Consider the following 21,778-nt stretch of genomic DNA (forward strand, 5'->3'; position numbering starts at 1 on the left):
ATATCTATTTTTTATTAAGCTCTAACAATTCTTTCATTTAGTTATGAATAGCACGCAAAACTTTGAGCAGAAACTGAAAATATGAGTAGTATTAAAAAAAAAAATTATGGAAATTAACACAATTAACCTTGTTGGGAGAGCGGGTAGAGAACCAGATGTCCGATATTTTGAATCCGGGAGTATTGTAGCGAATTTCACTCTTGCAGTGAACAGAAGAAGTAGAGATGAAGAGCCAGACTGGTTTAATTTAGAAATATGGGGCAAACAAGCTCAAATAGCAGCAGATTACGTTAAGAAAGGATCTTTAATTGGAATTACAGGAAGCTTTAAAATTGATAGTTGGAAAGATAAAAATACTGGGGAAGATAGATATAAACCAGTTGTTAGAGTTGATAGATTAAACTTGCTAAGCTCGCGAAAAGATTCTGAAAATAACCAATATTCAAACAACAGCAATTCCAGCGAAATCCCTTTTTAGGCTCTATTTCTTTTAATAAATCTAATAAGTAGCTTTATTAAAAAATACAAAAAAATTAAAATTAAAATTGGCTTCACAACATATTTTATTTGATCTAAATAAGTTTCAATGATTGGATAATTTTCACCAAATAAATAACCTGCGTAGGTGAGAAGTGCGACCCATATTAAGCTACCTGATGTAGTCCAAATCAAAAATTTTCTTAAAGGCATAAGCTCTATGCCGGCAGGAACAGAAATTAAAGTTCTTATACCTGGGACTAATCTACCCCAAAAAACTAAAGAAACACCGTATTTGTCAAACCACCTTTTACTTTTAGCTAAATCTTTCGAAGAAATACCTAAATATTTTCCTTTTTTATCAAGAAAGTTTGAAATTTTTTTTTCATTTAAAAACCTTCCTAAGTAATACCAAGGCAAAGATCCTAAAATCGTTCCAAATAAACCCCAAAAAACTAAAACATAAAAATTTAATTTTTGTTGGAAAACAAAAAATCCCCCCAATGGCATTATTATTTCCGAAGGGATTGGAGGTATTATATTTTCTAAAAACATAGCCAAACATATAGTAAGGTATGCAATTATTGAATTCTTTTCAACAGCCAAACTAATATAGTCAGGAATTGAAGTAAGAAAATTTAGAAAAATTAAACTCAAACTTAATATCTATAAAGTTCTGGTTTATAAGGTCCATCAACAGAAACATTAATATAATCAGCCTGTTCTTTGGTTAATTTTGTTAATTTTGCACCTATTTTATCCAAATGTAACCTAGCCACCATTTCATCTAAATGCTTAGGTAAAACATAAACCTCTTTAGCATATTGTTCTGACTTATTGAAAAGTTCAATTTGAGCTAGGACCTGATTAGTAAAAGAATTACTCATAACAAAACTTGGATGACCTGTGGCACAACCCAAGTTGACTAATCTACCTTCCGCTAAAAGAATAATTTTGTTTCCACTCGGTAAAGTTATGTGATCAACCTGGGGCTTAATATTTTCCCAAGGATAATTCTTTAATGAAGCTACATCAATTTCATTATCAAAATGTCCAATATTACAAACAATAGCCTCATCCTTCATCTTTACTAGATTTTCGTGTGTTATTACTTGATAGTTACCAGTAGCCGTAACAAATATATCTATGTCTTCAACAACGTCATTTAAGGTGACAACGCTATAACCTTCCATAGCTGCTTGAAGAGCACAAATAGGATCAACTTCGGCAACTTTTACAATAGCTCCAAGTCCTCTCAATGACTGTGCTGACCCTTTACCTACATCGCCAAAGCCCATTACTAAGGCAACCTTACCGGCAATCATCACATCAGTCGCACGCTTAATGCTATCAACTAGAGATTCTCGGCATCCATATAAATTATCAAATTTGCTTTTAGTTACTGAATCATTAACGTTAATAGCAGGAAAAGGTAAAGCATTTTGCTTTTGTAATTGATAAAGTCTTGCCACACCAGTGGTAGTTTCCTCAGTAACACCAATAATATTACTCTTAATTCTGGAGTAGAAACTACTGTCAATTTGCAATTTAGTCTTAATAGAGTTGAATAAAGCAATTTCTTCTTCATTAGTAGGATTATCTAGAACAGACAAATCTTTTTCTGCCTTACTACCAAGTATCAACAAACCAGTGGCATCTCCTCCATCATCAAGAATCATATTTGGAGAATCCGAACCCCAATCAAGTATGTAGTGCGTATACTGCCAGTATTCATCAAGAGTCTCACCTTTTTTGGCATATACAGAGATTGCTTGGTCTGCAATAGCTGCAGCTGCATGATCCTGGGTAGAAAAAATATTGCATGAAGCCCATTTCACTTCTGCACCAAGCTCAACAAGAGTTTCTATTAATACTGCTGTTTGAATTGTCATATGAAGACTTCCAGCTATTTTTGCACCTTTGAGTGGCTTTTCAGATTGATATTTATCTCTAAGTGCCATTAATCCTGGCATTTCTGTTTCGGCGATTTTAATTTCTTTACGTCCAAAATCTGATAACGAAATATCAGCAATTACGTATTTAGGGATAGAAGTTTTAACTGAATTGGAGATAACCATATCTAATAAATTCTTTTTCCATTAAACTATAAATGATTTTTGCGTAATTTTGTGTTTGTTGAGAATTTAACAGAGACTTTAAATTTAGGAGAAAAACTCTCGCAAAAATTAAATCCAGAATCAATTGTTTTGTTACAAGGTCCAATAGGGGCAGGTAAAACCTCTTTTGTGCAAGGCATTGCCAAAGGGTTATCTATCTTAGAGGACATTACAAGCCCGACATTTGCTCTATCGCATCACTACAATTCTGGAAAAATTCCGCTAATTCATCTTGATTTATACAGGTTAGAAAATATTTCTTCAGCAAAAGAAGTTTTTTTTTCTGAAGAACAAGAGGCATTACAAAGCAAAGCTATTCTAGTTATTGAATGGCCAGAATTAATAGAACCACTTATTGAAAATTTCTGGAAAATAAAAATAAGTTATGCAAAAAATTGTGGAAGGCACTACGAGATAAGGGATCCTAAAAATTTATTAACCTTTTCATAATCTGGCTGTTGGTCGATTGCACCTTCCCCAAGACAAGTTAATAATCCACAAACACTTGCGAATTTGAGACAATCTTCTATTTCTAATTTATTTAAAGGATAGCCAGTAGAAATTAATTTTGAAATTAAGCCAGCGACAAAAGCATCACCTGCACCAGTTGTATCGATAATTTTTTGTGAATCAGGAATTAAAGTGGTTCCTTGCAATCCATTTATATACCATTCAACAGGATTCTTACCATCAGTTATTATTACATCTGGCTTTTTTGACATTTGTTGAGATATCAATAAAGGATTTTCATGCTCAAAAAACAAAGTCCCTTCTTCCTTAGCAAGTTTTAAAACATGCGAATGATTTAAAAATTTTTTAATTAAATTAATTCTCTCTTTTTTACTAATTTCTGATGAAAACCGTGAATAATCCCAAAAGACTTCTCTCCAATTCAAATCAATAATTATTTTGACTTCAAATTTATTGGCCAGTTCTAGAAGAAAAAAAATAGTCTCTGCAGATGCTGGAGATGATAATACATTTGTGCCAGTAACCAAATATTTGGTTTCTATGAAAATTTTCTCCAAATTTGGCAGTTCTTTTTCCATTAATTTCTTACTAAGAGCTTCGTCAGCGAAGCGCGAATTAGAGCTTGGTTCAAATCCTGAAAAAAAACGATCTCCAAATTGATCTCTATCTACATTGACCACGCGAGTAGATAAATCATTATCTAATTGCAAGAAATCTAAAACAACCTCCAGTTCGTTAAATTTAGTAATAAATTTTTTCCCAAAATCATCACTTCCTAAACGTCCAATAAATATTGAATCAATTTTTAATTTTCTTAATGCACAAGCAACATTAGCCGGTGCACCTCCCAAAAAATCTGTAAATCCTTGATTTGACTTATTCCTGATCCTATCTATTAAAGCCTCTCCAATACATACGACACTAGTCTTTTTCATAAAAATAAAACCCTTTTCCTTACCTAAGAATAATTAATCAAAAACAAATAATTTTTTTTTGAATTAAAGTTTAATTAATAGCTTTTTTGTAGTGTCTTTTAATAAATCTGAAAATTGGAACTGGAGAAACTGGGAAATTTCATGGTCCTTATCAAAAAAATCTACTTGCGAAAATAATATAAATATTTTGTTAATACATGGATTTGGGGCATCAAAAAAACATTGGAGACATAATCAAGATTTTCTTGGCAAAAGTTTTAATTGTTATGCAATTGACTTACTAGGATTCGGAGAAAGCAGTCAGCCTAGTGCTCTATTAAATTACGAACCTTGTAAAGAAAATTCAATTAAATATTCATTTGATTTATGGAGTAACCAAATATCAACATTTTGTTCGGAAGTAATAAAATCTCCTGTTTACCTAGTAGGGAACTCAATTGGTGGTGTTATTGCATTGAAAGCTGCTGAAATTCTTAAAAATGATTGTAAAGGTGTAATTTTAATTGATTGTGCGCAAAGAACTATGGATGATAAACGCTTGAAAAAAAGTGATATTTTGATGAATTTACTCAGGCCAGTATTAAAAACATTAGTTAGGCAAAGAATAATTAGTAATACACTTTTTACAAGAGCTGCTAATCCAAAAGTTATAAAGAAAATACTTGAACAAGCTTACCCCTCAGGAAAAAATATTGATGAAGAATTAATTGAAATACTTTATAAACCCTCTCAAAGAACAAACTCTAAAGAGGCATTTCGAGGCTTTATTAACTTATTTGATGACTATCTTGCTACAGACCTTTTCGATAAAGTTGGTACCCCAATCCAATTAATTTGGGGAGAAAAAGATCCTTGGGAATCTTTAAATGAGGCAAAAGAGTGGAAGAAAAAATTTAGGAATATTAAAAGATTAGATATTATAAATGGTGCAGGTCATTGCCCTCATGATGAGGAACCTGAAGAAACAAATAAGTTAATATGTGAATTTCTTCAAGAAACAAAATAAGCTTCTACATTATCACTAAGTCTTCTCAGTCCTCTTAATCCATCTCGCTCTAGGTTTCTTACTCGATCTCTACTAATCCCTAGTACCCTCCCTATACCTGTCAGAGACATGGGCTCATCACCGTCCATCCCATATCTCATTCTTAAAACCCTACATTGCAGATCTGGTAATTGATGCAAAAGAGAATGAAGATCTCCTCTCATACAATCCATTTCTATTTGTTCGTCTGGTAAGTCCTCACCGCCTGCTAATAAATCTAATAAAACAGTGTCTTCGCCATCACCAACTTTTGTTTCAAGACTAACTGGCTGCCCAGCTTTGCACATCAAATCTTTAACATCATCTTCAGGAAGCTCTACATATTTCGCAAGTTCACTTACTGTTGGAGTTCTAGACATTTCTTGACTCAACTCTCTTTGCCCTTTTTTCAACTTATTAAGCATTTCAGTTATGTGAATTGGTAGCCTTATTGCCCGACTTTTTTCAGCTATTGCTCTAGTAATACCTTGTCTAATCCACCAGTATGCGTATGTTGAAAACTTGTAGCCTCTGGCTGGATCAAATTTTTCTACACCTCTTACCAGTCCTATTGTTCCCTCTTGGATTAAATCTAATAATTCCATATTTCTTTTAGTATATTTTTTCGCAACACTTACTACCAACCTTAAATTAGCTGCAACCATTCTTTCTTTAGCCCTTTGTCCAGCTCTCAATCTTTTTCTTATTATGGGAGTAGCTAAATTTAATTTGTTTGATAATTCCTCAATACTTGGCTTATCTCCTGTTAATTCAATCAATTCCAATTCTGCTCTTTCGACTTGCATATATTCTTGGACTTGCCTCCCAAGAGTAATTTCTTGCTCATGAGATAATAGGGGAACTCTACCAATATCCCTCAAATAAGATCTAACAAGGTCAACATCGTTACTAGCTTTTAAACTTGATATTGTCACTAATTTATTCTCACTTAATGTTTCTGAAGGCATGAAAGTTGAATGTTGTTTTGTAAACAATACCATTAAGAAATGTAAAGTTAAACAAATAAATCCACATTTTTACAAAAATGAGAATAAATACCTAGTGAATTTAGACTAATGAAGAGTGTAATAACCATTTTGCAGTGCTTAAATAAATAAATACACCTGCAATATCAGTGACAGTTGTTATGAAAGGAGAGGACATTAAGGCTGGATCCAATCTCATTCTGTCAAACAACAAAGGTAAAATAGCACCTGTTGTAGCAGCTAAGGTTGTTATGGATATTAAACTTATTCCTACTGCAGAAGCTATTAAAGGACCTTCTCCTTGCCACCAAGCGAAGGGGAAAACTACCAGCATCATCAAAATTCCTAGAAGAGCTCCTGTTATTGCCTCCTTAATTACTGACTTAATTGCACCAAGAGACTTCAATTTTTGAGTACTTAAACCTCTAATAATAACCGTTGAACTTTGAGCGCCAACATTTCCTCCAGTACCTGTAAGCAGCGGAATAAATGCAGCCAATAAAACTATTTCTTTTAATATTTGATCATTCATGGCTATAACTTTTGTCGTCAAACCATTTGCCAAAACCAAAATTAACAACCACAAAATTCTTCTACGAGCTATCGTAAACAAACTACTTTGGAAATAATCATCTTCATCTCCAGGTTGAACTGCCCCCGCAGCATAAATATCTCTTGTTGCTTCTTGCTCTATGACATCAATTAAATCATCGACAGTTACTATCCCAACAAGTCTCTTTTCTTTATCAACAACTGGAAGTGCTAAAAAATCATACCTTTGTATTGCTCTTGCGACCTCTTCTTGATTCGTATTTGTAGAAATATTAACTACATCTCTTGTCATAACATCTCCAATTGGCTTAGAAGGATCGGCAGTGACAAGGTCTCTCAAAGAAAGAATGCCCGTTAAATGCCTTTCTTTGTCCGTAACATATAAACTATAAATTGTTTCTGTAAATGGAGCTCTTTTTCTGACTAATGAAAGAGCCTCAGCTGCTGTTTGCATCTCTTTAAGGTCTATGAATTCAGTTGTCATTAATCTTCCAGCTGTTTCAGGCTCATATCCCAGTAATTCAGCTGTTACTTTTCTTTCTCCAGGACTAAGAGCAGACAAAAATTTTCGTACAACTTTTGCAGGTAATTCATCAAATAGTTGAACCCTATCGTCAGGAGACATTTTCTCAACTATTTCTAAAACTTCTCCTGAACGAAGTCTGTCTAATAAAGTTTGCTGAACTATTGGATCTAAATATTCATAAACCTCAATTGCCTCATTTTTCTTTAACAATCTAAATGCTAATGCCTGCAATATTAATGGAAGGCTTCCAATAGCATCTGCAATATCAACAGGTTGGGAAGGTTCTAAAAGTAGCTTTGCCTCATCATAATTTCCTGCCACGAGCAATTCTTCAAGTTGAATAGTAATATTTTCTCGAGTACTTAAATCTGAAGATAAGGATGTAACCGTTTCAAGATTATTTTCATTCATACAATATAATTCCTTGTCGAAGTAACAACACCATTATATGAAATCTAAGTAATTTTTCTACTTATCCAAGAGCCTAAATACATTGTGATTAGATTTCCAATAATGATTAAATTTAAAAAAACTATAAATTCTATCCAATTTCGTTGATTGAAAATTTTGTACAAAAAATATATAAATCCGCTAAAGGATGTAAAGCAAGAAAAAAAACCACTTAATAAGATTTTTTCTCTTGAATAACTTAATCTTTGACTGGTAATAAAACCAACGCAAAATGATCCAAATATTGAAATAATGAAGTTATTATCTATCAATAATCTTAAAAAAGTAGCTATATAACAAGCTAAAAGAATATAAATACAACTTTTTATTTTCACTTTAAACAAATTGAACAAGAAAGTACCCTAAATAAAAACAAAGAAAAGAAACGATTATTACTTCGATATAGTGAAAAAATAATCTTAGAAATTTCCTCTTCTTAAATAGGAGAAATAGTTGATATATAAAGGAAGAAAATGTACTAAAACATCCTAAAAAACCAGTATAAAATAACAATAATTTGTCGTTATTCATGAAATTCAATGCTACTAAAATTCCTAAAAAAAATGATGCTATAAAATTTACTATTGAAGTATTTTGAATATCAAAACCTATGTTTTTCTTGAAATTATTTTGTATGAATATTCTCAGTATTAATCCAAAAGTACTTCCAAATAAAATGCCACTTAATGAAGTAAAATCCAAAAATTTATATTTTTATCCACCCTTTCTTAATCTGATTAGGATCATCTATAAATTTATTAGAAGCTAATTCAACCCTTAACCAAATTTCACTTTCGCTGACTTTCCAATTCCGTAACACTGATAATGTTGTACCTATATCAAGAATTAATAATTGTTTAGCATGAATTTCAGGACAAGAATAAAGAGAAGTATTGGAATTCAATATAATTTCCTTTGTATTTTCAGGAAACTTATTTTCATTTAAATTTTTTTGAATTCCCCCAGCGGGTAATGTGATTGGAGCAATTAGTGCAAAAGTAATTAAGCAAAAATTCTTGAGAATATTGCTAATCATATATCTAAAGTTGCCATATCTAAATTGCTACTATGAGTTTCAATAAATTCTCTTCTTGGTGCAACTTTATCTCCCATTAATATATTAAATATTCTGTCAGCTTCAAGTGCATCTTCAATTTCAACCCTTTTCATCATCCTAGTTTGAGGGTTCATAGTGGTATCCCATAATTGTTTTGGCATCATCTCACCTAATCCCTTAAATCTTTGAATATTATAATTTGCATTTTCTCCAAAACCTGCAATTGTATCCTTTAATTGATTCTCGTTATAACAATATTTATGATTCTTACCTCTTTCAAGTTTATAGAGGGGAGGACAAGCGATGTATATAAAACCTTTCTCAACCAGTTCTCTTTGATATCTATAAAAAAATGTCAATAATAAAGTTCTTATATGAGCACCATCGACATCAGCATCCGTCATAATTACAACCCTGTGATATCTCAAGGAACTCACATCGAATTCCTCTCCTTTTATTCCTAATCCTAGAGCTGTTATTAATGACTGAATTTCTGTATTTTTATATATTTTAGTATCATCAGTTTTTTCAATATTAAGAATTTTACCCCTTAAAGGCAAAATAGCCTGAAAATTTCTATCTCTTCCTTGTTTAGCGGACCCTCCAGCAGAATCTCCCTCCACAATATAAATTTCTGATTCTGAGGGATCTCTAGAACTACAATCTGCTAATTTACCAGGCAAAGTAGAGCTTTCAAGAACACTTTTTCTTCTAACTAATTCTCTAGCCCTTCTTGCAGCCTCTGCTGCATTAAATGATTGAATTGCTTTTTCAAGAATCAAGTCTAAAATATTAGGATTGAATTCCATATATTTTGTAAGAGCCTCCCCAATTAAAGAATCAACAATTCCTCTAACTTCAGTATTCCCTAATTTTGTTTTTGTTTGTCCTTCAAATTCGGGATCTGGAACTTTAACAGATAAAACTACAGTCAATCCCTCTCTAATATTTTCGCCAGCTAAATTTTTTTCAATATCTTTTCTTTTGCCTCTTTTTTTTGCAAGATTATTGAATGTTCTTGTCAAAACTGTCTTTAATCCCTCAATATGAGTCCCTCCATCAATAGTTCTAATATTATTTGCAAATCCTAAAATATTATCTGAATATACATCTGAACACCATTGCAAAGCTGCTTCTACGTAAACATTTTCTTTTTGTGAGTCAACATAAATTATCTCAGGATGAATAGAATCCTTTTCTGCATTCATATATTGAACATATTCTTTAATACCCCCTTGATATAAGTAAATTTCTTCTTTGAAAGAACCATCTGATAAGACATTTCTCTCATCTCTAAAAACAATTTTTACTCCCCCATTAAGATAAGCTAGTTCTCTTAACCTAGATGAAAGAAGAGCATATTCAAATTCAATTCCTCCTGAAAAAATTGTTTTATCAGGTTTAAAACAAATAGTGGTTCCTGTTTTAAAAGGTTTTTCAGACTGCTTTTTAGTTTGCAATTCACCCTTTGATACACCTTTTTCAAATCTTTGATTAAACTCACAGCTATCCCTAAAAACAGTTACATTAACCCATTCGCTTAAAGCATTAACTACAGATATTCCTACTCCATGTAAGCCGCCTGAAACTTTATAACCGCCGCTTCCGAATTTACCTCCTGCGTGAAGAACAGTAAGTACAGTTTCTAAGGCACTTTTCCCTGTCCTTGGGTGAATATCAGTTGGGATTCCACGTCCATTATCAGAGATTAAAGCTGATCCGTCTTCTCGAAGCACTATTTCTATATGATCACAATGTCCTGCAAGTGCTTCGTCAACCGAGTTATCAACCACCTCATAAACTAAATGATGCAAACCTCTTGGTCCTGTAGAACCTATATACATCCCAGGGCGTTTACGAACAGGCTCTAACCCTTCTAAAACCTGAATTTGTTCCGCACCATAATCATTTGAGATTTTATTAGATCTTTTGTCCTCACTCATTTAATATAAAAAAAAACATTAAGCTTTTAAAATGGTATTTTTAAAAGGTCTTTCATTAAACTTACCACCGCAATAAGAGAAAGGCTCGAAGTCTATGAAAAATTTAATCACTTTAATTATATAACTAATAGATTTTTCTTCAGAAATTTATATGTCTTCATATCAACCTCATGTAATAGTTTTAATTGGAGCCACAGCAAGTGGCAAAACAGAATTAGCTATTGAAATTGCAGAATATTTCAAGACTAATATACATAATATCGATTCAAGGCAAATTTACAAACATATGGATATTGGAACTGCCAAACCCTCTGAGAATCAACAAAAAAAAATAAAACATTTTTTACTAGATCTTGAAGAGCCAATTAATCGAATTAATGTAAAACAATTTCAAGAAATAGCTCAAAAATCAATCAAAAGAGAAATTAAACATAATCATTTACCTTTTCTTGTTGGAGGAAGTGGCTTATATATGAATGCAATAACAAAAGGTTTTTTTGTACCAGATGTCCCTCCACAAAATAATTTGAGAAAACAATTAGAAGAACTTGGTCAAAGAGAATGTTGGGAACTTTTAAAAAATTGTGATCCAATATCAACAAAAAAAATAAATTTTGCTGATCAAATCAGAACAATTAGAGCTTTAGAAGTCTTTTACGTTACAGGTAAACCTTTATCAATTCAAAAAGTCCAAAAACCGCCTGACTGGAGAATACTAGAGCTTGGATTAGATAGAGATAACTTAAAAGAAAGAATTCTACAAAGAACAAAAAATATGTTTTTATCTGGAATTGTAGAAGAGACGAAACAACTTATTTGTCAATATGGATCTAATTTACCAATATTAAAAACCATTGGATACCATGAAGCTAAAGATGTCTTAAGAAACCATTTAACAATAGATGAGGCGATAAACTTAACTACTACAAAAACCATCCAATTTGCCAAAAGACAAAAAACTTGGTTTCGTAATAAAAATAATCCTATTTGGCTTAATAACAAAAACCTGCTAAAAGATGCAATAATTAAAATAGAGTCTTTTTTAGGCTAACTTTATAAATTCATAAATTTTGTTCATCATCAATTCAATTCATTAACTAAACTGAATGCCCCCACGTCCACGCTTTGATCGCCGTGCTCCTGTTAGAGAGCTCCCAAATATAAATGAAAGAATAAAATACACTCAATTGAGAGTTGTTGATTCAGATGGAAAACAATTAGGTGTCATAGATAGATCTAAGGCATTAGAAATAGCCTCCCAAAGAGGACTAGATTTAGTTTTGGTAAGCGAAAAAGCAAATCCTCCTGTTTGTAGAATCATGGACTATGGAAAATATAAATTTGAACAAGAAAAGAAAGCAAAAGAAGCTAGAAAAAAATCTCATCAAACAGAAGTTAAAGAAGTAAAAATGAGGTATAAAATTGACAAGCATGACTATGACGTAAGAATAGGTCAAGCAACTAGATTTTTAAAATCTGGAGATAAAGTAAAATGTACTGTATTTTTTAGGGGAAGAGAAATTCAACACTCAAATTTAGCCGAAACACTTCTTTTAAAAATGGCTAACGATTTAGAGGAGCAATCAGAAGTTCAACAAAAGCCCAAAAGAGAAGGAAGAAACATGATAATGTTTTTAAGCCCTAGAAAAACTCCCCTTATTAAAAAAAATGAAGAGTGATCAATTGTTATCGAAAACTATGCCGAATGTTAAAGTGTCACTATAAATAAAAATTTATTATTTAGGATTTTTTTAAAGTGAGATTCCATATTCAACAAGAAAGTGATATCCCAGCATCGACACAGCTATATAATCAAATTTGCTTTGCAATAGCAGCAAGACATTATCCTCCCGGGCACAGGCTGCCAAGCACTAGACAACTTGCAATGCAGACTGGACTACATCGTAATACTATTAGCAAAGTTTACAGACAACTTGAAATTGATGGAGTTGTTGAAGCAATAGCTGGATCAGGTATCTATGTAAGAGATAATCTTACAAAAAGAAACTTTAAAAAATCAATTTACTCAAAAGACAAAATAAGTAAACCTCCAGATCAAGAAGCAAAAAATGCCATTGATAATTTCATAAATCTTGGCTGTACCTTACAAGAAACAAGAGAAGTACTAACTAATGAAATTGATTGGCGTATTCAATGCGGAGCAAGAATAATAGTCAGTACTCCTAGGGAGGATATAGGAGCCTCTATGCTAATAGCAGAAGACCTCTCTCCAAAGATTGATGTACCAGTAGAAGTTATTCCTATGGAAGAATTAGAAAAAGTTTTGAGTAGTTCCAATAATGGGACGATTGTCACAAGCAGATATTTTTTACAGCCTTTAGAAAAAGTTGCCAAACAATATGGAGTTAGAGCTATTGCAGTTGACTTGAGTGATTTTCAAAAGGAATTAAAAATTCTCAAGGAATTAAATGCTGGAAGTTGTGTAGGCATTGTCAGCATTAGTCCTGGTTTATTGAGGGCAGCGGAAGTTATCATACACAGCATGCGAGGAAGTGAATTAATTCTTATGACTGCAATCTCAGATAATAACAGTAGATTATTATCACTTTTAAAGTCTTCAAACCAAATAGTGTGTGATGGACCAAGTTTGTCAGTCGTAGAAAATACATTATTAAAAAATCGTTCTCAGCTTATGAGGGTACCTCAAATAATATGTGCTAAAAATTATTTGAGTATCGAAACAATAAATCAACTAAAAAAAGAAATTGGAGTAATTAATTAGACCAAAATGCTAAGAACTTTTAAATCAGATATAGCAATTATCAAAGAGAGAGATCCTGCCGCTAGAGGAATATTAGAGATTTTTCTTTGCTACCCGGGCTTTCAATCGATAGTTATTCATAGGTTAACTCATAAACTATGGCAATTAAAAATTCCTTTAATTCCGCGCTTTTTAAGTCATATCAATAGGTTAGCAACAGGCATTGAAATCCATCCTGGAGCTAAGATTGGCAAACGTGTTTTCATAGATCATGGAATGGGTGTTGTAATTGGTGAAACAGCTGAGATAGGAAATAATTGCCTGCTGTATCAAGGAGTTACATTAGGAGGTACTGGTAAAAGTCACGGGAAAAGACACCCAACCTTAATGGAAAATGTCGTAGTTGGAGCAGGGGCAAAAGTTCTGGGATCAATCACAGTAGGATCAAATACCCGTATTGGTGCTGGTTCAGTAGTTGTTCGCAATGTAGAGGGGAACAGTACTGTGGTTGGAGTTCCTGGTAGAGTAGTTCATCAAAGTGGTGTCAAAGTGAATCCATTAGCTCACTCAGCCTTACCAGATGCAGAAGCAAATGTTATAAAAAATTTAATGGATAGAATAGACCTGCTTGAAAATGAAATTCTTAAATTACAAAAAACCTTACAATGTCTAGCTAACTCAGAATCTATTGATATTTCCAAACTCGGTGATGCACAAAATCTTAAAGATAAAGAAATTATTGAATTTCTTGGAGATGATTGAAACTTGATTTAATTTTTGTCATCACTGTCGGTTTTAGGTTGAAACATAAACATCGAATATATAACATTTCGTCTCATATTAGTCATCATTTCGAGAAACATATCATATCCTTCATTTTTATATTCGATTAAAGGATCTTTTTGGCCATAACCTCTCAATCCAACTGATTCCCTTAAGGAATCCATAGATTGAAGATGTTCTCGCCATAAATTATCAATTTGCTGCAAAATAAAAAATCTTTCAGCTTCTCTCATTAATCCTGGACGAATCTTTTCTATTTGCGATTCCTTTAAATCATAAGCAATTCGCAACTGCTCTTGAAGATAATTTTTTAATTCTTCTATTGATAATAAATTAACATCATCAGCTTTAAGGTCATCTAATAAATATATAAATTCTTTGACTTTAGAAATTAATTGATCAATATTCCATTCTTCAGGAGGAAGATCAGGATTAATATAAGCCTCTACAATTTCACTCATGGTTCTTTCTCCGTATCCTATTACTTGACTCTTTAAAGCATTTCCTTGCAAGACTCTTAGCCTTTCACTATATACTGCTTTTCTTTGGTTATTCATAACCTCGTCATATTCAAAAACTTGTTTTCTAATATCATAATAATAGGTCTCTACTTTCTTTTGAGCACTTTCTAAAGACCTAGTAAGCATTCCTGACTCAATAGGCATATCTTCATCAACCCTAAATGCATTCATGAGATTTGCTACTCTATCGCCTCCAAAAATTCTTAACAGATTATCTTCTAATGACAAAAAGAACCTAGTACTTCCAAGATCACCTTGTCTTCCGGCTCGACCTCTAAGTTGATTATCCACTCTTCTTGATTCATGTCTTTCAGTACCAATGACATGTAAACCGCCAGCTTCCCTTACTTTTTTCTCTTCATGAATCAAAACTTTTTCATATTCCTCTTTCACATCTGATAAAGATTCTCTCAAAAGCTTTATCAAGTTGTCCTCTGTTGGTGCTTTTTCTGCAGCTGTAGCTATCCTGTCATCTAATTCCAAGACAGAAAGTTTTCTATCACCCCAATTTTCAATCAGTTTCTTAGATAAAAGGGAAAGTTTCTTTTCAATTTCCTCATCTAGTTTGCAAGGGAAAAGACTGTTTGGACATTCTGGAATATTCTTTTTCAACTTTGAGTCTACCTTTGAAGAAAAACCACCCTTAGCTTTTGAACTTCTTTGTTTGGGAATTGGTGGCTTATGCTCACTATCAGGCTTTACCAACAAAGGAACTAGAATCTCTTTTAATTTGAGTCTTGCCATATAGTCACTGTTGCCGCCTAGAATTATATCCGTTCCTCTCCCTGCCATATTAGTTGCAATAGTAACAGCACCCGCTCTACCAGCCTGAGCAATAATTTCCGCCTCACGTTCAACATTCTCTGGCTTAGCATTTAACAAATTATGTGGGATTTTTTCTTCAGATAAAAGTGAACTTAATAACTCACTTTTTTCAACACTAGTTGTACCAACTAGAACAGGTCTACCATCTCTATAAATTTGAGCAGTTTCTTTAGCAACTGCTTTCCATTTACCTATCTCTGTCTTAAATACCTGATCAGACCAATCTTTTCTCTTTCTTATTTGATTTGTCGGTATAACTGTTGTTTCTAATTTATAAGTTTTTTCAAATTCAACCTCCTCAGTTTTTGCAGTTCCTGTCATACCTGCTAGGCCAGGATATAAGAGAAAAAAATTCTGATAAGTAATGGATGCTAATGTTTGAGTTTCAGGCTGAATTTTAAGATTCTCTTTTGCTTCAATTGCTTGGTGCTGTCCGTCACTCCAACGCCTTCCAGGCATTACCCTACCTGTAAATTCATCCACTATCACAGCCTCATCATTTTTAATAATATAATTTACATCTCTAATAAATAATTCTTTGGCTTTTAAAGCATTAGTTATATAGTGCGCCCAAGGATCTTTGGGATTGTATAAATCACTAACTGCCAAATACTCTTCACATTTAGCGAAACCCTGATCGGTTAATATGCAACTTCTCTGCTTTTCATCAACCTCATAATCCCCTTCAGGATCAATCCCATCTTTACTTAATTCTTTTGCTTTGACTAATGCCATAGCCAATTCTGAAGCTTTTTGATATTTTTCTTGGGGTCTTTCAACTTGACCAGAAATGATTAGAGGTGTTCTAGCTTCATCAATTAATATTGAGTCAACCTCATCAATAACGCAGTAATTGAATTTTCTTTGAACTACCTCATTAATATCAGTAGACATATTATCTCTTAAATAATCAAATCCTAATTCGGAATTAGTGGCATAAGTTATATCACAATCGTAATTTTTCTTTCTATCAACTGGGCTCATATCTTGCTGAATCAAACCAACGGACAAGCCTAAAAAACGATGAACTTGTCCCATCCACTCAGCATCTCTTCTGGCTAAATAATCATTTACAGTAACAACATGAACCCCTTTCCCAGTTAAAGCATTTAAAAAACAAGGTAATGTTGCGACAAGAGTTTTGCCTTCTCCAGTCTTCATCTCAGCAATTTGACACTCATTTAAAACCATCCCACCTATTAACTGAACATCAAAATGTCTCATACCAAGAACACGTTTACTTGCTTCTCTAACAATTGCAAAGGCTTTAGGAAGAAATTCTTCTAAGAGTTCTTTTTGTTTTTTAATATCTAATTCTGATGAAATCTTTGATTTAAGATTATTAGTTTCTCTTCTCAACTCATCATCTTTTAATTTAGAAATTTCTTCTTCTAAAAAATTTATTTCTTCCACTACTGGTTGATAGCGCTTTAACTTTCGTGTATTCGGGTCGCCCAACAAAAGTTTTAGCATAAGTAACAGTCCTTAAAAAATTTATCCTATTACAAACATTATAAATTAGTGCGTTACAACAGAATGAAGAAAAATTATATCTCTTTATTTTATAGAAATGATCGACTAGGGTATTTAAATTGAAATCAAAAAATAACCTAATTATCTTAAATTTTTTACAAAATTTTTAAAATGAAAGAGATATCTCTAATAAAACATTCTAAAGGAGCTATAGGATTAAGGGTTTTTGGATTAGGTCCTAATCTAAAGCCGACCAATGGACTAAATAAGTTACAAAGATTACTAGAGAGAAACGCCTTCTGGGCAAAAAATAGAACAATTAATGATCTTAAAAAATGTCTTGCTAAAAGTGACGTTATAATAAGTCTTTGGGTTGGTAACGAAATAGTTGGTTTTGGTAGAGCTTTGACAGATGGGATTTATCGAGGAGTTCTTTGGGATATAGTGATAGATCAAAATCACCAGGGCAAAGGTTTTGGCACATTAATTGTAAAGAATCTTTTATCTTCGAAGGAAATTAAAAATACAAAAAAATTATATTTAATGACTACGAATAAACAGTTATTCTATTCTCAATTTAATTTTGAAGAAGTTTCGTCTCAAAATTTATTAATTCGTGAAATATAAAGCACTTGTCGTATTAAAAGAAGCTAAATATAGCAAATTTAATTTATCAAAAAATCAAGATACAAATATTCTGTAAAGCCATCTTATAAAAGGACCTAAAATAGGCACTGGTCCAAAAGTTGGTCCACAAAAATCAAAATAATCTCTGTGCTCGTTAATTAATCCATTTTCAGCAAATAATAAACGAGTTGTGCCTGGATAAATAAATTCTTTACCCATTATTTTTAAACCCATTGTCCATTCAACAAATCCACAATTTCCACTTATTGATATTGCATGAGTTTCTAAAAAAACATCTTCACATCTTTTAACTAACTTTTCTTGAGCTTTGACATAAGACTCTAAACCCTCTGTTTTCTGGGTTGGATCTACAAAAATAACATTCTCATTATAAAATTCAGCCCATTTTTGTTTTGTTGGTGCATCTGCACCATAAGGTTTAGTAAATAATTCTCTTAAATTATCTATAGAAATTACTCTTTTCATTAGAAAGTTGGATATTGCTTTAGATACCTTAAGCAATACAACATAAAAAGCGGATGAAGAGATTCGAACTCTCGACATTCTCCTTGGCAAGGAGATGCTCTACCACTGAGCTACATCCGCATAATTCTTTTATCTTATCCTAAAAAAGGAATCAAAAATACAAATAATTAATCTTTTTTGAAACTAATTTAAACTTTTGATTAAAGAACCCATTTCAATTGCCTGCAAAGCGTAATTCCAACCAAGATTATTTTTTATTCCAGATCTTTCTAATGCCTGCTGAATAGTATCAGTAGTCAAAACACCAAATATAATTGGGATATTATTTTCATAAGAAACCTTAGTAATACCTTTACTTGCCTCAGAAACCACGACATCATAGTGGGAAGTATCTCCTTTAATAACTGCCCCTAGCGTAATTAAAACGTCATATTTCGATTTTTTAATTATTGATTTTGCGGCAATTGGAAGTTCTAAAGAACCAGGAACCCAAACTATATCAAGATTATTACTTGATTCTGAGATGTCAACACCGTGTCTTTTTAAACAATCTAGACATCCAGATAAAAGTTTTGTTGTAATTAAATCATTAAACCTAGCTATTACTATACCAATTTTTAATGAAGTAGTATCAGTAAAAGAGCCTTCATAAATAGCCATTTAAATTTTTATATATATTACTAGATTCTCATGAAGGGGTACTTAATTCAAACTAAACCTGCAATAACACCATTAATTAGAACCAAATGAAACCAAACTCCACCTATAATTTCAACTTTTTTTATTTCTGGATTACGACGATCAGAAGGGTCAGTTTGAGTAGCATACAAATAAGGCACACCAACAACAGCTATTAAAGATGAAAACAAAAGAGCATTTATAAAGAAAAAGTTTACAGCCTGCATAATTTTGGAATTTACATGTATGGCTATTATATTCTCATGAAATTGCTTTTTATGGAAAAAGTTTACATACTCGTAGTGACTTGTAAAATGCAAAAAAAAAATTTCTACCTAATATCTATTTAGGAATTAAAAAAGTATGCAAGAAGATACGATAATTCAAAAAAATTTATTTGCGATTAGTAATGATGATAATGAACAAAAAGAAATGACAAAAATTCCAGAAGATTTATCTTTGGAAGATTTAAAAAAAGAATCGCAAAAAAGACCCAGACAAAGAAAAAATTCAACTAATTTAATAAATAAATTCAAGACTGATTTAATTTCAAATAACAAAAATGTTTGCATCAATGAAGAATCTTATAGCTATAAAACAGTTTCAAAACTGAAATTAACTCCTGTAATGAAGCATTATGTAACTCTAAAAGAAGAAAATAAAGATAGGTTATTACTTTATAGATTAGGAGATTTTTTTGAATGTTTTTTTGAGGACGCTGTATTAATATCTAACCTTTTAGAAATTACGCTTACAAGTAAAGATGCTGGCAAAGAGATTGGTAAGATCCCTATGGCAGGGGTTCCCCATCATGCAATGGAGAGATACTGTGCTGATTTAATTAAAAAAAATTATTCTGTGGTTATATGCGATCAATTAGAAAAAAGTTCTGGAAATTATGGGACTCCAATTAAAAGAGGAATAACAAGAATAATAACTCCTGGAACTGTAATTGAAGAGGGGATGTTGATAGCAAAGAAAAATAATTGGATTACTGCTATTTACTTATCAGAAGAAAACTCAGATGAATCTTATGAATGGGGTATATCAAAAGCTGATGTAAGCACAGGAGAATTAATAACTTTAGAAGGCCAATCTCTGTCAAAACTATTTGATGAAATTATTAAATTAGATTCTTCAGAAATCATTGTAGGAAGCAATGCAGTAAGAGATTTATTAATCAAAGGAAATACTCAAATTACATATACTGTTTCTCAAGAGACTAATTTTGGAATTAATGAAGCAAATTATCTAATAAAAAATTATTTCCAAATTGCAAACCTAGAGGGAATAGGACTTAAAAATTTAAACAATGCAACTAGATCACTTGGAGGTTTATTAAATTATTTAGAAAAAATTAATCCTTCAAATTTAGATAAAGATTCTTCTTTAAAAATCTCATTAGACTTTCCACAAATCCAATATGGTCACAACAAATTAATTATTGATTATCAAACTCAAAAAAACTTAGAAATCAAAAATACACAACGAGAAAACAATTATGTAGGTTCGCTACTATGGAGTATTGATAGGACGTATACCTGCATGGGTGCAAGGTGTTTAAGAAGGTGGATAGATTCACCACTATTAAACGTTAATGAAATTTATAAAAGACAAAATATAATTACAAACTTTCTTGAATCTAAAAAATTACGTACAGATACCCAAAATTTACTAAGAGCAATGGGGGATTTAGAAAGACTTGCAGGTAGAGCTTGTGCAGGTCATGCAAGTCCCAGAGACTTAATTGCAATAGCTGAAGGTTTAAAAAAATTGCCTAGACTACAATCCATAATTGAATTATTTAAATATGATCTCCCAGATTGGACTGATCAATTAAAAAATATTGATGAAGGACTCCTAGAATTAGCTGATACTATAAGTTTTAAACTAGTAGAAAATCCTCCTCTAAATATTAGTGAGGGAGGCATGATCCACGATGGTGTTGACAATATATTAGATGGTTTACGCAATTTAATGGATGATTACTCTGAGTGGCTAAATAAAGAGGAATTAAAGGAAAGGAAAATTAGCAAAATTTCAAACCTAAAAATTCAATTTCATAAAAATTTTGGTTATTACATTTCTATAAATAAGTCAAAAGTTAATTTAGCTCCACAGCATTGGATCAAAAGGCAAACTCTTACTAATGAAGAAAGGTATATCACTTCAGAAATTAAAAATAAAGAAAATAAGATTTTCCAAATAAAAAGTAGAGCTTCATCAAAAGAATATGAAATTTTCTGCGAATTAAGAAATATAGTTGCTGAAAAAACAAAACAAATAAGATCAATCGCAAAAGCCATAGCATCTCTTGATGCACTACTTGGTTTATCAATTACTGCAGTAGAAAACAATTTTATAAAACCTTCATTAATACCAATAAATGATTCAATGACAAAAAATAGTACAAAAATTATCGCAGGAAGAAATCCAATTGTGGAGCAATTATTAAGTGATAAAAAGTTTGTAGCAAACGATATCTCTTTTGAGGATAATCAAAAATTAATTATATTAACGGGTCCCAATGCAAGCGGAAAAAGTTGCTTTATAAGGCAACTTGGTTTAATACAAATTCTCGCACAAATTGGTAGCTTTATTCCTGCTAATAATGCTGAAATCAAGATTGCAGATAGGATTTTCACAAGAATTGGGGCAGTTGATGATCAATCATCTGGACAATCAACATTTATGGTAGAAATGTCTGAAACTGCATCAATTCTAAACCAGGCAACTTCTAGCTCACTAGTTTTACTTGATGAGATAGGCAGAGGGACATCTACTTTTGATGGACTTTCAATAGCTTGGTCAGTAAGTGAATATCTTGCAAAAAAAATTCAATGTAATACTATTTTTGCTACGCACTATCATGAGCTGAATTATTTAAAAAATTCAAATAAGAATATACAAAATTTTCAAGTTTTAGTAGAACAAAATAACGATCAGCTAATCTTTAGCCACAGGATTGTTAAAGGGGGTTCAAACAAAAGCTATGGCATAGAAGCAGCTAAATTAGCAGGAGTTCCAAAAGAAGTTTTAGAAAAAGCAAAATCAGTTTTAAATTCTTTAGAAGAAAACAACAAATTAAATTATGATATTAAGTAGATTTTTGATATTTTTCTCAA

At 31.9% G+C, this 21,778-nt stretch carries 22 protein-coding genes and 1 tRNA gene; 9 read left to right on the forward strand and 14 right to left on the reverse strand.

Annotated features, from left to right (window positions below):
- Positions 1-106 precede the first annotated feature (106 nt).
- Positions 107-478 (forward strand): single-stranded DNA-binding protein, encoded by a 372-nt coding sequence (locus tag SOI86_RS06105; protein WP_320680955.1) that lies wholly within the window; start codon positions 107-109, stop codon positions 476-478.
- Here the strand turns inward: SOI86_RS06105 and SOI86_RS06110 are convergent.
- Together SOI86_RS06110 and ahcY are read right to left on the reverse strand one after the other, a co-directional pair.
- The gene (locus SOI86_RS06110; RefSeq protein WP_320680956.1) at positions 475-1,134 is read right to left on the reverse strand and encodes a DedA family protein; all 660 of its coding nucleotides are present in this window, start codon (positions 1,132-1,134) and stop codon (positions 475-477) included. The two genes, SOI86_RS06105 and SOI86_RS06110, sit on opposite strands and share 4 nt — an antisense overlap.
- Positions 1,135-1,136: 2 nt before the next feature.
- Positions 1,137-2,555, reverse strand: coding sequence for an adenosylhomocysteinase (gene ahcY, locus SOI86_RS06115; protein WP_320680957.1), 1,419 nt, complete (start codon positions 2,553-2,555; stop codon positions 1,137-1,139).
- A gap of 51 nt (positions 2,556-2,606) precedes the next feature.
- Here ahcY and tsaE point away from each other — a divergent pair, with 51 nt between their 5' ends.
- A complete protein-coding gene (gene tsaE / locus SOI86_RS06120) occupies positions 2,607-3,044 on the forward strand; it encodes a tRNA (adenosine(37)-N6)-threonylcarbamoyltransferase complex ATPase subunit type 1 TsaE (RefSeq protein ID WP_320682503.1) in 438 nt (145 codons plus the stop codon).
- On the opposite strand, the gene SOI86_RS06125 is transcribed toward tsaE, so the two are convergent.
- Positions 3,002-4,000 carry a carbohydrate kinase gene (locus SOI86_RS06125; RefSeq protein ID WP_320680958.1) on the reverse strand — a complete coding sequence of 333 codons (999 nt, stop codon included), beginning with the start codon at positions 3,998-4,000 and terminating at the stop codon, positions 3,002-3,004. The genes tsaE and SOI86_RS06125 overlap by 43 nt on opposite strands.
- Positions 4,001-4,091: 91 nt before the next feature.
- On the opposite strand from SOI86_RS06125, the gene SOI86_RS06130 reads away from it, so the two are divergent.
- Positions 4,092-5,006, forward strand: a complete 915-nt coding sequence (locus SOI86_RS06130) for an alpha/beta fold hydrolase (RefSeq protein ID WP_320680959.1) — start codon at positions 4,092-4,094, stop codon at positions 5,004-5,006.
- Here the strand turns inward: SOI86_RS06130 and SOI86_RS06135 are convergent.
- The 6 genes from SOI86_RS06135 to gyrB all read right to left on the reverse strand — a co-directional run bounded on the left by SOI86_RS06135 (position 4,991) and on the right by gyrB (position 10,538).
- The gene (locus SOI86_RS06135) at positions 4,991-5,992 is read right to left on the reverse strand and encodes an RpoD/SigA family RNA polymerase sigma factor (protein WP_320680960.1); all 1,002 of its coding nucleotides are present in this window, start codon (positions 5,990-5,992) and stop codon (positions 4,991-4,993) included. The two genes, SOI86_RS06130 and SOI86_RS06135, sit on opposite strands and share 16 nt — an antisense overlap.
- A 100-nt stretch (positions 5,993-6,092) precedes the next feature.
- Positions 6,093-7,499: a magnesium transporter gene (mgtE, locus tag SOI86_RS06140; RefSeq protein WP_320680961.1), complete on the reverse strand. Its 1,407-nt coding sequence runs from the start codon at positions 7,497-7,499 to the stop codon at positions 6,093-6,095.
- A 44-nt stretch (positions 7,500-7,543) separates the two neighbouring features.
- Entirely contained in the window at positions 7,544-7,873 is a 330-nt protein-coding gene (locus SOI86_RS06145; RefSeq protein WP_320680962.1) for a CrcB family protein, read from the reverse strand.
- 1 nt (position 7,874) lies between these two features.
- Positions 7,875-8,240 carry a fluoride efflux transporter FluC gene (locus tag SOI86_RS06150; RefSeq protein WP_320680963.1) on the reverse strand — a complete coding sequence of 122 codons (366 nt, stop codon included), beginning with the start codon at positions 8,238-8,240 and terminating at the stop codon, positions 7,875-7,877.
- Between the two features lie 4 nt (positions 8,241-8,244).
- Positions 8,245-8,574 (reverse strand): hypothetical protein, encoded by a 330-nt coding sequence (locus SOI86_RS06155; RefSeq protein WP_320680964.1) that lies wholly within the window; start codon positions 8,572-8,574, stop codon positions 8,245-8,247.
- Positions 8,571-10,538 (reverse strand): DNA topoisomerase (ATP-hydrolyzing) subunit B, encoded by a 1,968-nt coding sequence (gene gyrB, locus SOI86_RS06160; protein ID WP_320680965.1) that lies wholly within the window; start codon positions 10,536-10,538, stop codon positions 8,571-8,573. Before gyrB ends, SOI86_RS06155 begins: the two co-directional genes overlap by 4 nt.
- A gap of 151 nt (positions 10,539-10,689) precedes the next feature.
- Here gyrB and miaA point away from each other — a divergent pair, with 151 nt between their 5' ends.
- The 4 genes from miaA to cysE all read left to right on the forward strand — a co-directional run bounded on the left by miaA (position 10,690) and on the right by cysE (position 14,022).
- Positions 10,690-11,589, forward strand: a complete 900-nt coding sequence (gene miaA, locus SOI86_RS06165; protein WP_320680966.1) for a tRNA (adenosine(37)-N6)-dimethylallyltransferase MiaA — start codon at positions 10,690-10,692, stop codon at positions 11,587-11,589.
- Positions 11,590-11,644: 55 nt separating this feature from the next.
- Positions 11,645-12,217, forward strand: a complete 573-nt coding sequence (gene infC / locus SOI86_RS06170) for a translation initiation factor IF-3 (RefSeq protein WP_320680967.1) — start codon at positions 11,645-11,647, stop codon at positions 12,215-12,217.
- A gap of 77 nt (positions 12,218-12,294) precedes the next feature.
- Positions 12,295-13,281, forward strand: a complete 987-nt coding sequence (locus SOI86_RS06175; RefSeq protein ID WP_320680968.1) for a GntR family transcriptional regulator — start codon at positions 12,295-12,297, stop codon at positions 13,279-13,281.
- A gap of 6 nt (positions 13,282-13,287) precedes the next feature.
- Entirely contained in the window at positions 13,288-14,022 is a 735-nt protein-coding gene (gene cysE, locus SOI86_RS06180; protein ID WP_320680969.1) for a serine O-acetyltransferase, read from the forward strand.
- Between the two features lie 8 nt (positions 14,023-14,030).
- On the opposite strand, the gene secA is transcribed toward cysE, so the two are convergent.
- Positions 14,031-16,862, reverse strand: coding sequence for a preprotein translocase subunit SecA (secA, locus tag SOI86_RS06185; protein WP_320680970.1), 2,832 nt, complete (start codon positions 16,860-16,862; stop codon positions 14,031-14,033).
- A gap of 171 nt (positions 16,863-17,033) precedes the next feature.
- Here secA and SOI86_RS06190 point away from each other — a divergent pair, with 171 nt between their 5' ends.
- Positions 17,034-17,489: a GNAT family N-acetyltransferase gene (locus SOI86_RS06190; protein WP_320680971.1), complete on the forward strand. Its 456-nt coding sequence runs from the start codon at positions 17,034-17,036 to the stop codon at positions 17,487-17,489.
- A gap of 54 nt (positions 17,490-17,543) precedes the next feature.
- On the opposite strand, the gene SOI86_RS06195 is transcribed toward SOI86_RS06190, so the two are convergent.
- The 4 genes from SOI86_RS06195 to psbZ form a co-directional block, all read right to left on the reverse strand.
- A complete protein-coding gene (locus SOI86_RS06195) occupies positions 17,544-17,975 on the reverse strand; it encodes a nuclear transport factor 2 family protein (RefSeq protein ID WP_320680972.1) in 432 nt (143 codons plus the stop codon).
- Positions 17,976-18,023: 48 nt separating this feature from the next.
- A tRNA-Gly gene (locus SOI86_RS06200) sits at positions 18,024-18,095 on the reverse strand.
- A gap of 63 nt (positions 18,096-18,158) precedes the next feature.
- On the reverse strand, positions 18,159-18,635 hold the full coding sequence (ribH, locus tag SOI86_RS06205) for a 6,7-dimethyl-8-ribityllumazine synthase (protein WP_320680973.1): 477 nt from the start codon (positions 18,633-18,635) through the stop codon (positions 18,159-18,161).
- Positions 18,636-18,682: 47 nt separating this feature from the next.
- On the reverse strand, positions 18,683-18,880 hold the full coding sequence (psbZ, locus tag SOI86_RS06210; protein ID WP_320680974.1) for a photosystem II reaction center protein PsbZ: 198 nt from the start codon (positions 18,878-18,880) through the stop codon (positions 18,683-18,685).
- A gap of 136 nt (positions 18,881-19,016) precedes the next feature.
- On the opposite strand from psbZ, the gene mutS reads away from it, so the two are divergent.
- On the forward strand, positions 19,017-21,758 hold the full coding sequence (gene mutS, locus SOI86_RS06215; protein WP_320680975.1) for a DNA mismatch repair protein MutS: 2,742 nt from the start codon (positions 19,017-19,019) through the stop codon (positions 21,756-21,758).
- Positions 21,759-21,778: the final 20 nt, after the last annotated feature.

This window comes from Prochlorococcus sp. MIT 1314, from assembly GCF_034093315.1.
Taxonomy (GTDB): domain Bacteria; phylum Cyanobacteriota; class Cyanobacteriia; order PCC-6307; family Cyanobiaceae; genus Prochlorococcus_A; species Prochlorococcus_A marinus_Y.

Bases quoted from the DNA above. Each gene is read 5' to 3' on its own strand.
- mutS (WP_320680975.1), top strand. From the start codon at position 19,017: ATGCAAGAAGATACGATAATTCAAAAAAATTTATTTGCGATTAGTAAT.
- mgtE (WP_320680961.1), bottom strand. From the start codon at position 7,499: ATGAATGAAAATAATCTTGAAACGGTTACATCCTTATCTTCAGATTTA.
- SOI86_RS06125 (WP_320680958.1), bottom strand. From the start codon at position 4,000: ATGAAAAAGACTAGTGTCGTATGTATTGGAGAGGCTTTAATAGATAGG.
- miaA (WP_320680966.1), top strand. From the start codon at position 10,690: ATGTCTTCATATCAACCTCATGTAATAGTTTTAATTGGAGCCACAGCA.
- SOI86_RS06190 (WP_320680971.1), top strand. From the start codon at position 17,034: ATGAAAGAGATATCTCTAATAAAACATTCTAAAGGAGCTATAGGATTA.
- SOI86_RS06105 (WP_320680955.1), top strand. From the start codon at position 107: ATGGAAATTAACACAATTAACCTTGTTGGGAGAGCGGGTAGAGAACCA.
- psbZ (WP_320680974.1), bottom strand. From the start codon at position 18,880: ATGCAGGCTGTAAACTTTTTCTTTATAAATGCTCTTTTGTTTTCATCT.
- cysE (WP_320680969.1), top strand. From the start codon at position 13,288: ATGCTAAGAACTTTTAAATCAGATATAGCAATTATCAAAGAGAGAGAT.
- SOI86_RS06135 (WP_320680960.1), bottom strand. From the start codon at position 5,992: ATGCCTTCAGAAACATTAAGTGAGAATAAATTAGTGACAATATCAAGT.
- gyrB (WP_320680965.1), bottom strand. From the start codon at position 10,538: ATGAGTGAGGACAAAAGATCTAATAAAATCTCAAATGATTATGGTGCG.
- infC (WP_320680967.1), top strand. From the start codon at position 11,645: ATGCCCCCACGTCCACGCTTTGATCGCCGTGCTCCTGTTAGAGAGCTC.
- ahcY (WP_320680957.1), bottom strand. From the start codon at position 2,555: ATGGTTATCTCCAATTCAGTTAAAACTTCTATCCCTAAATACGTAATT.
- SOI86_RS06195 (WP_320680972.1), bottom strand. From the start codon at position 17,975: ATGAAAAGAGTAATTTCTATAGATAATTTAAGAGAATTATTTACTAAA.
- SOI86_RS06155 (WP_320680964.1), bottom strand. From the start codon at position 8,574: ATGATTAGCAATATTCTCAAGAATTTTTGCTTAATTACTTTTGCACTA.
- secA (WP_320680970.1), bottom strand. From the start codon at position 16,862: ATGCTAAAACTTTTGTTGGGCGACCCGAATACACGAAAGTTAAAGCGC.
- ribH (WP_320680973.1), bottom strand. From the start codon at position 18,635: ATGGCTATTTATGAAGGCTCTTTTACTGATACTACTTCATTAAAAATT.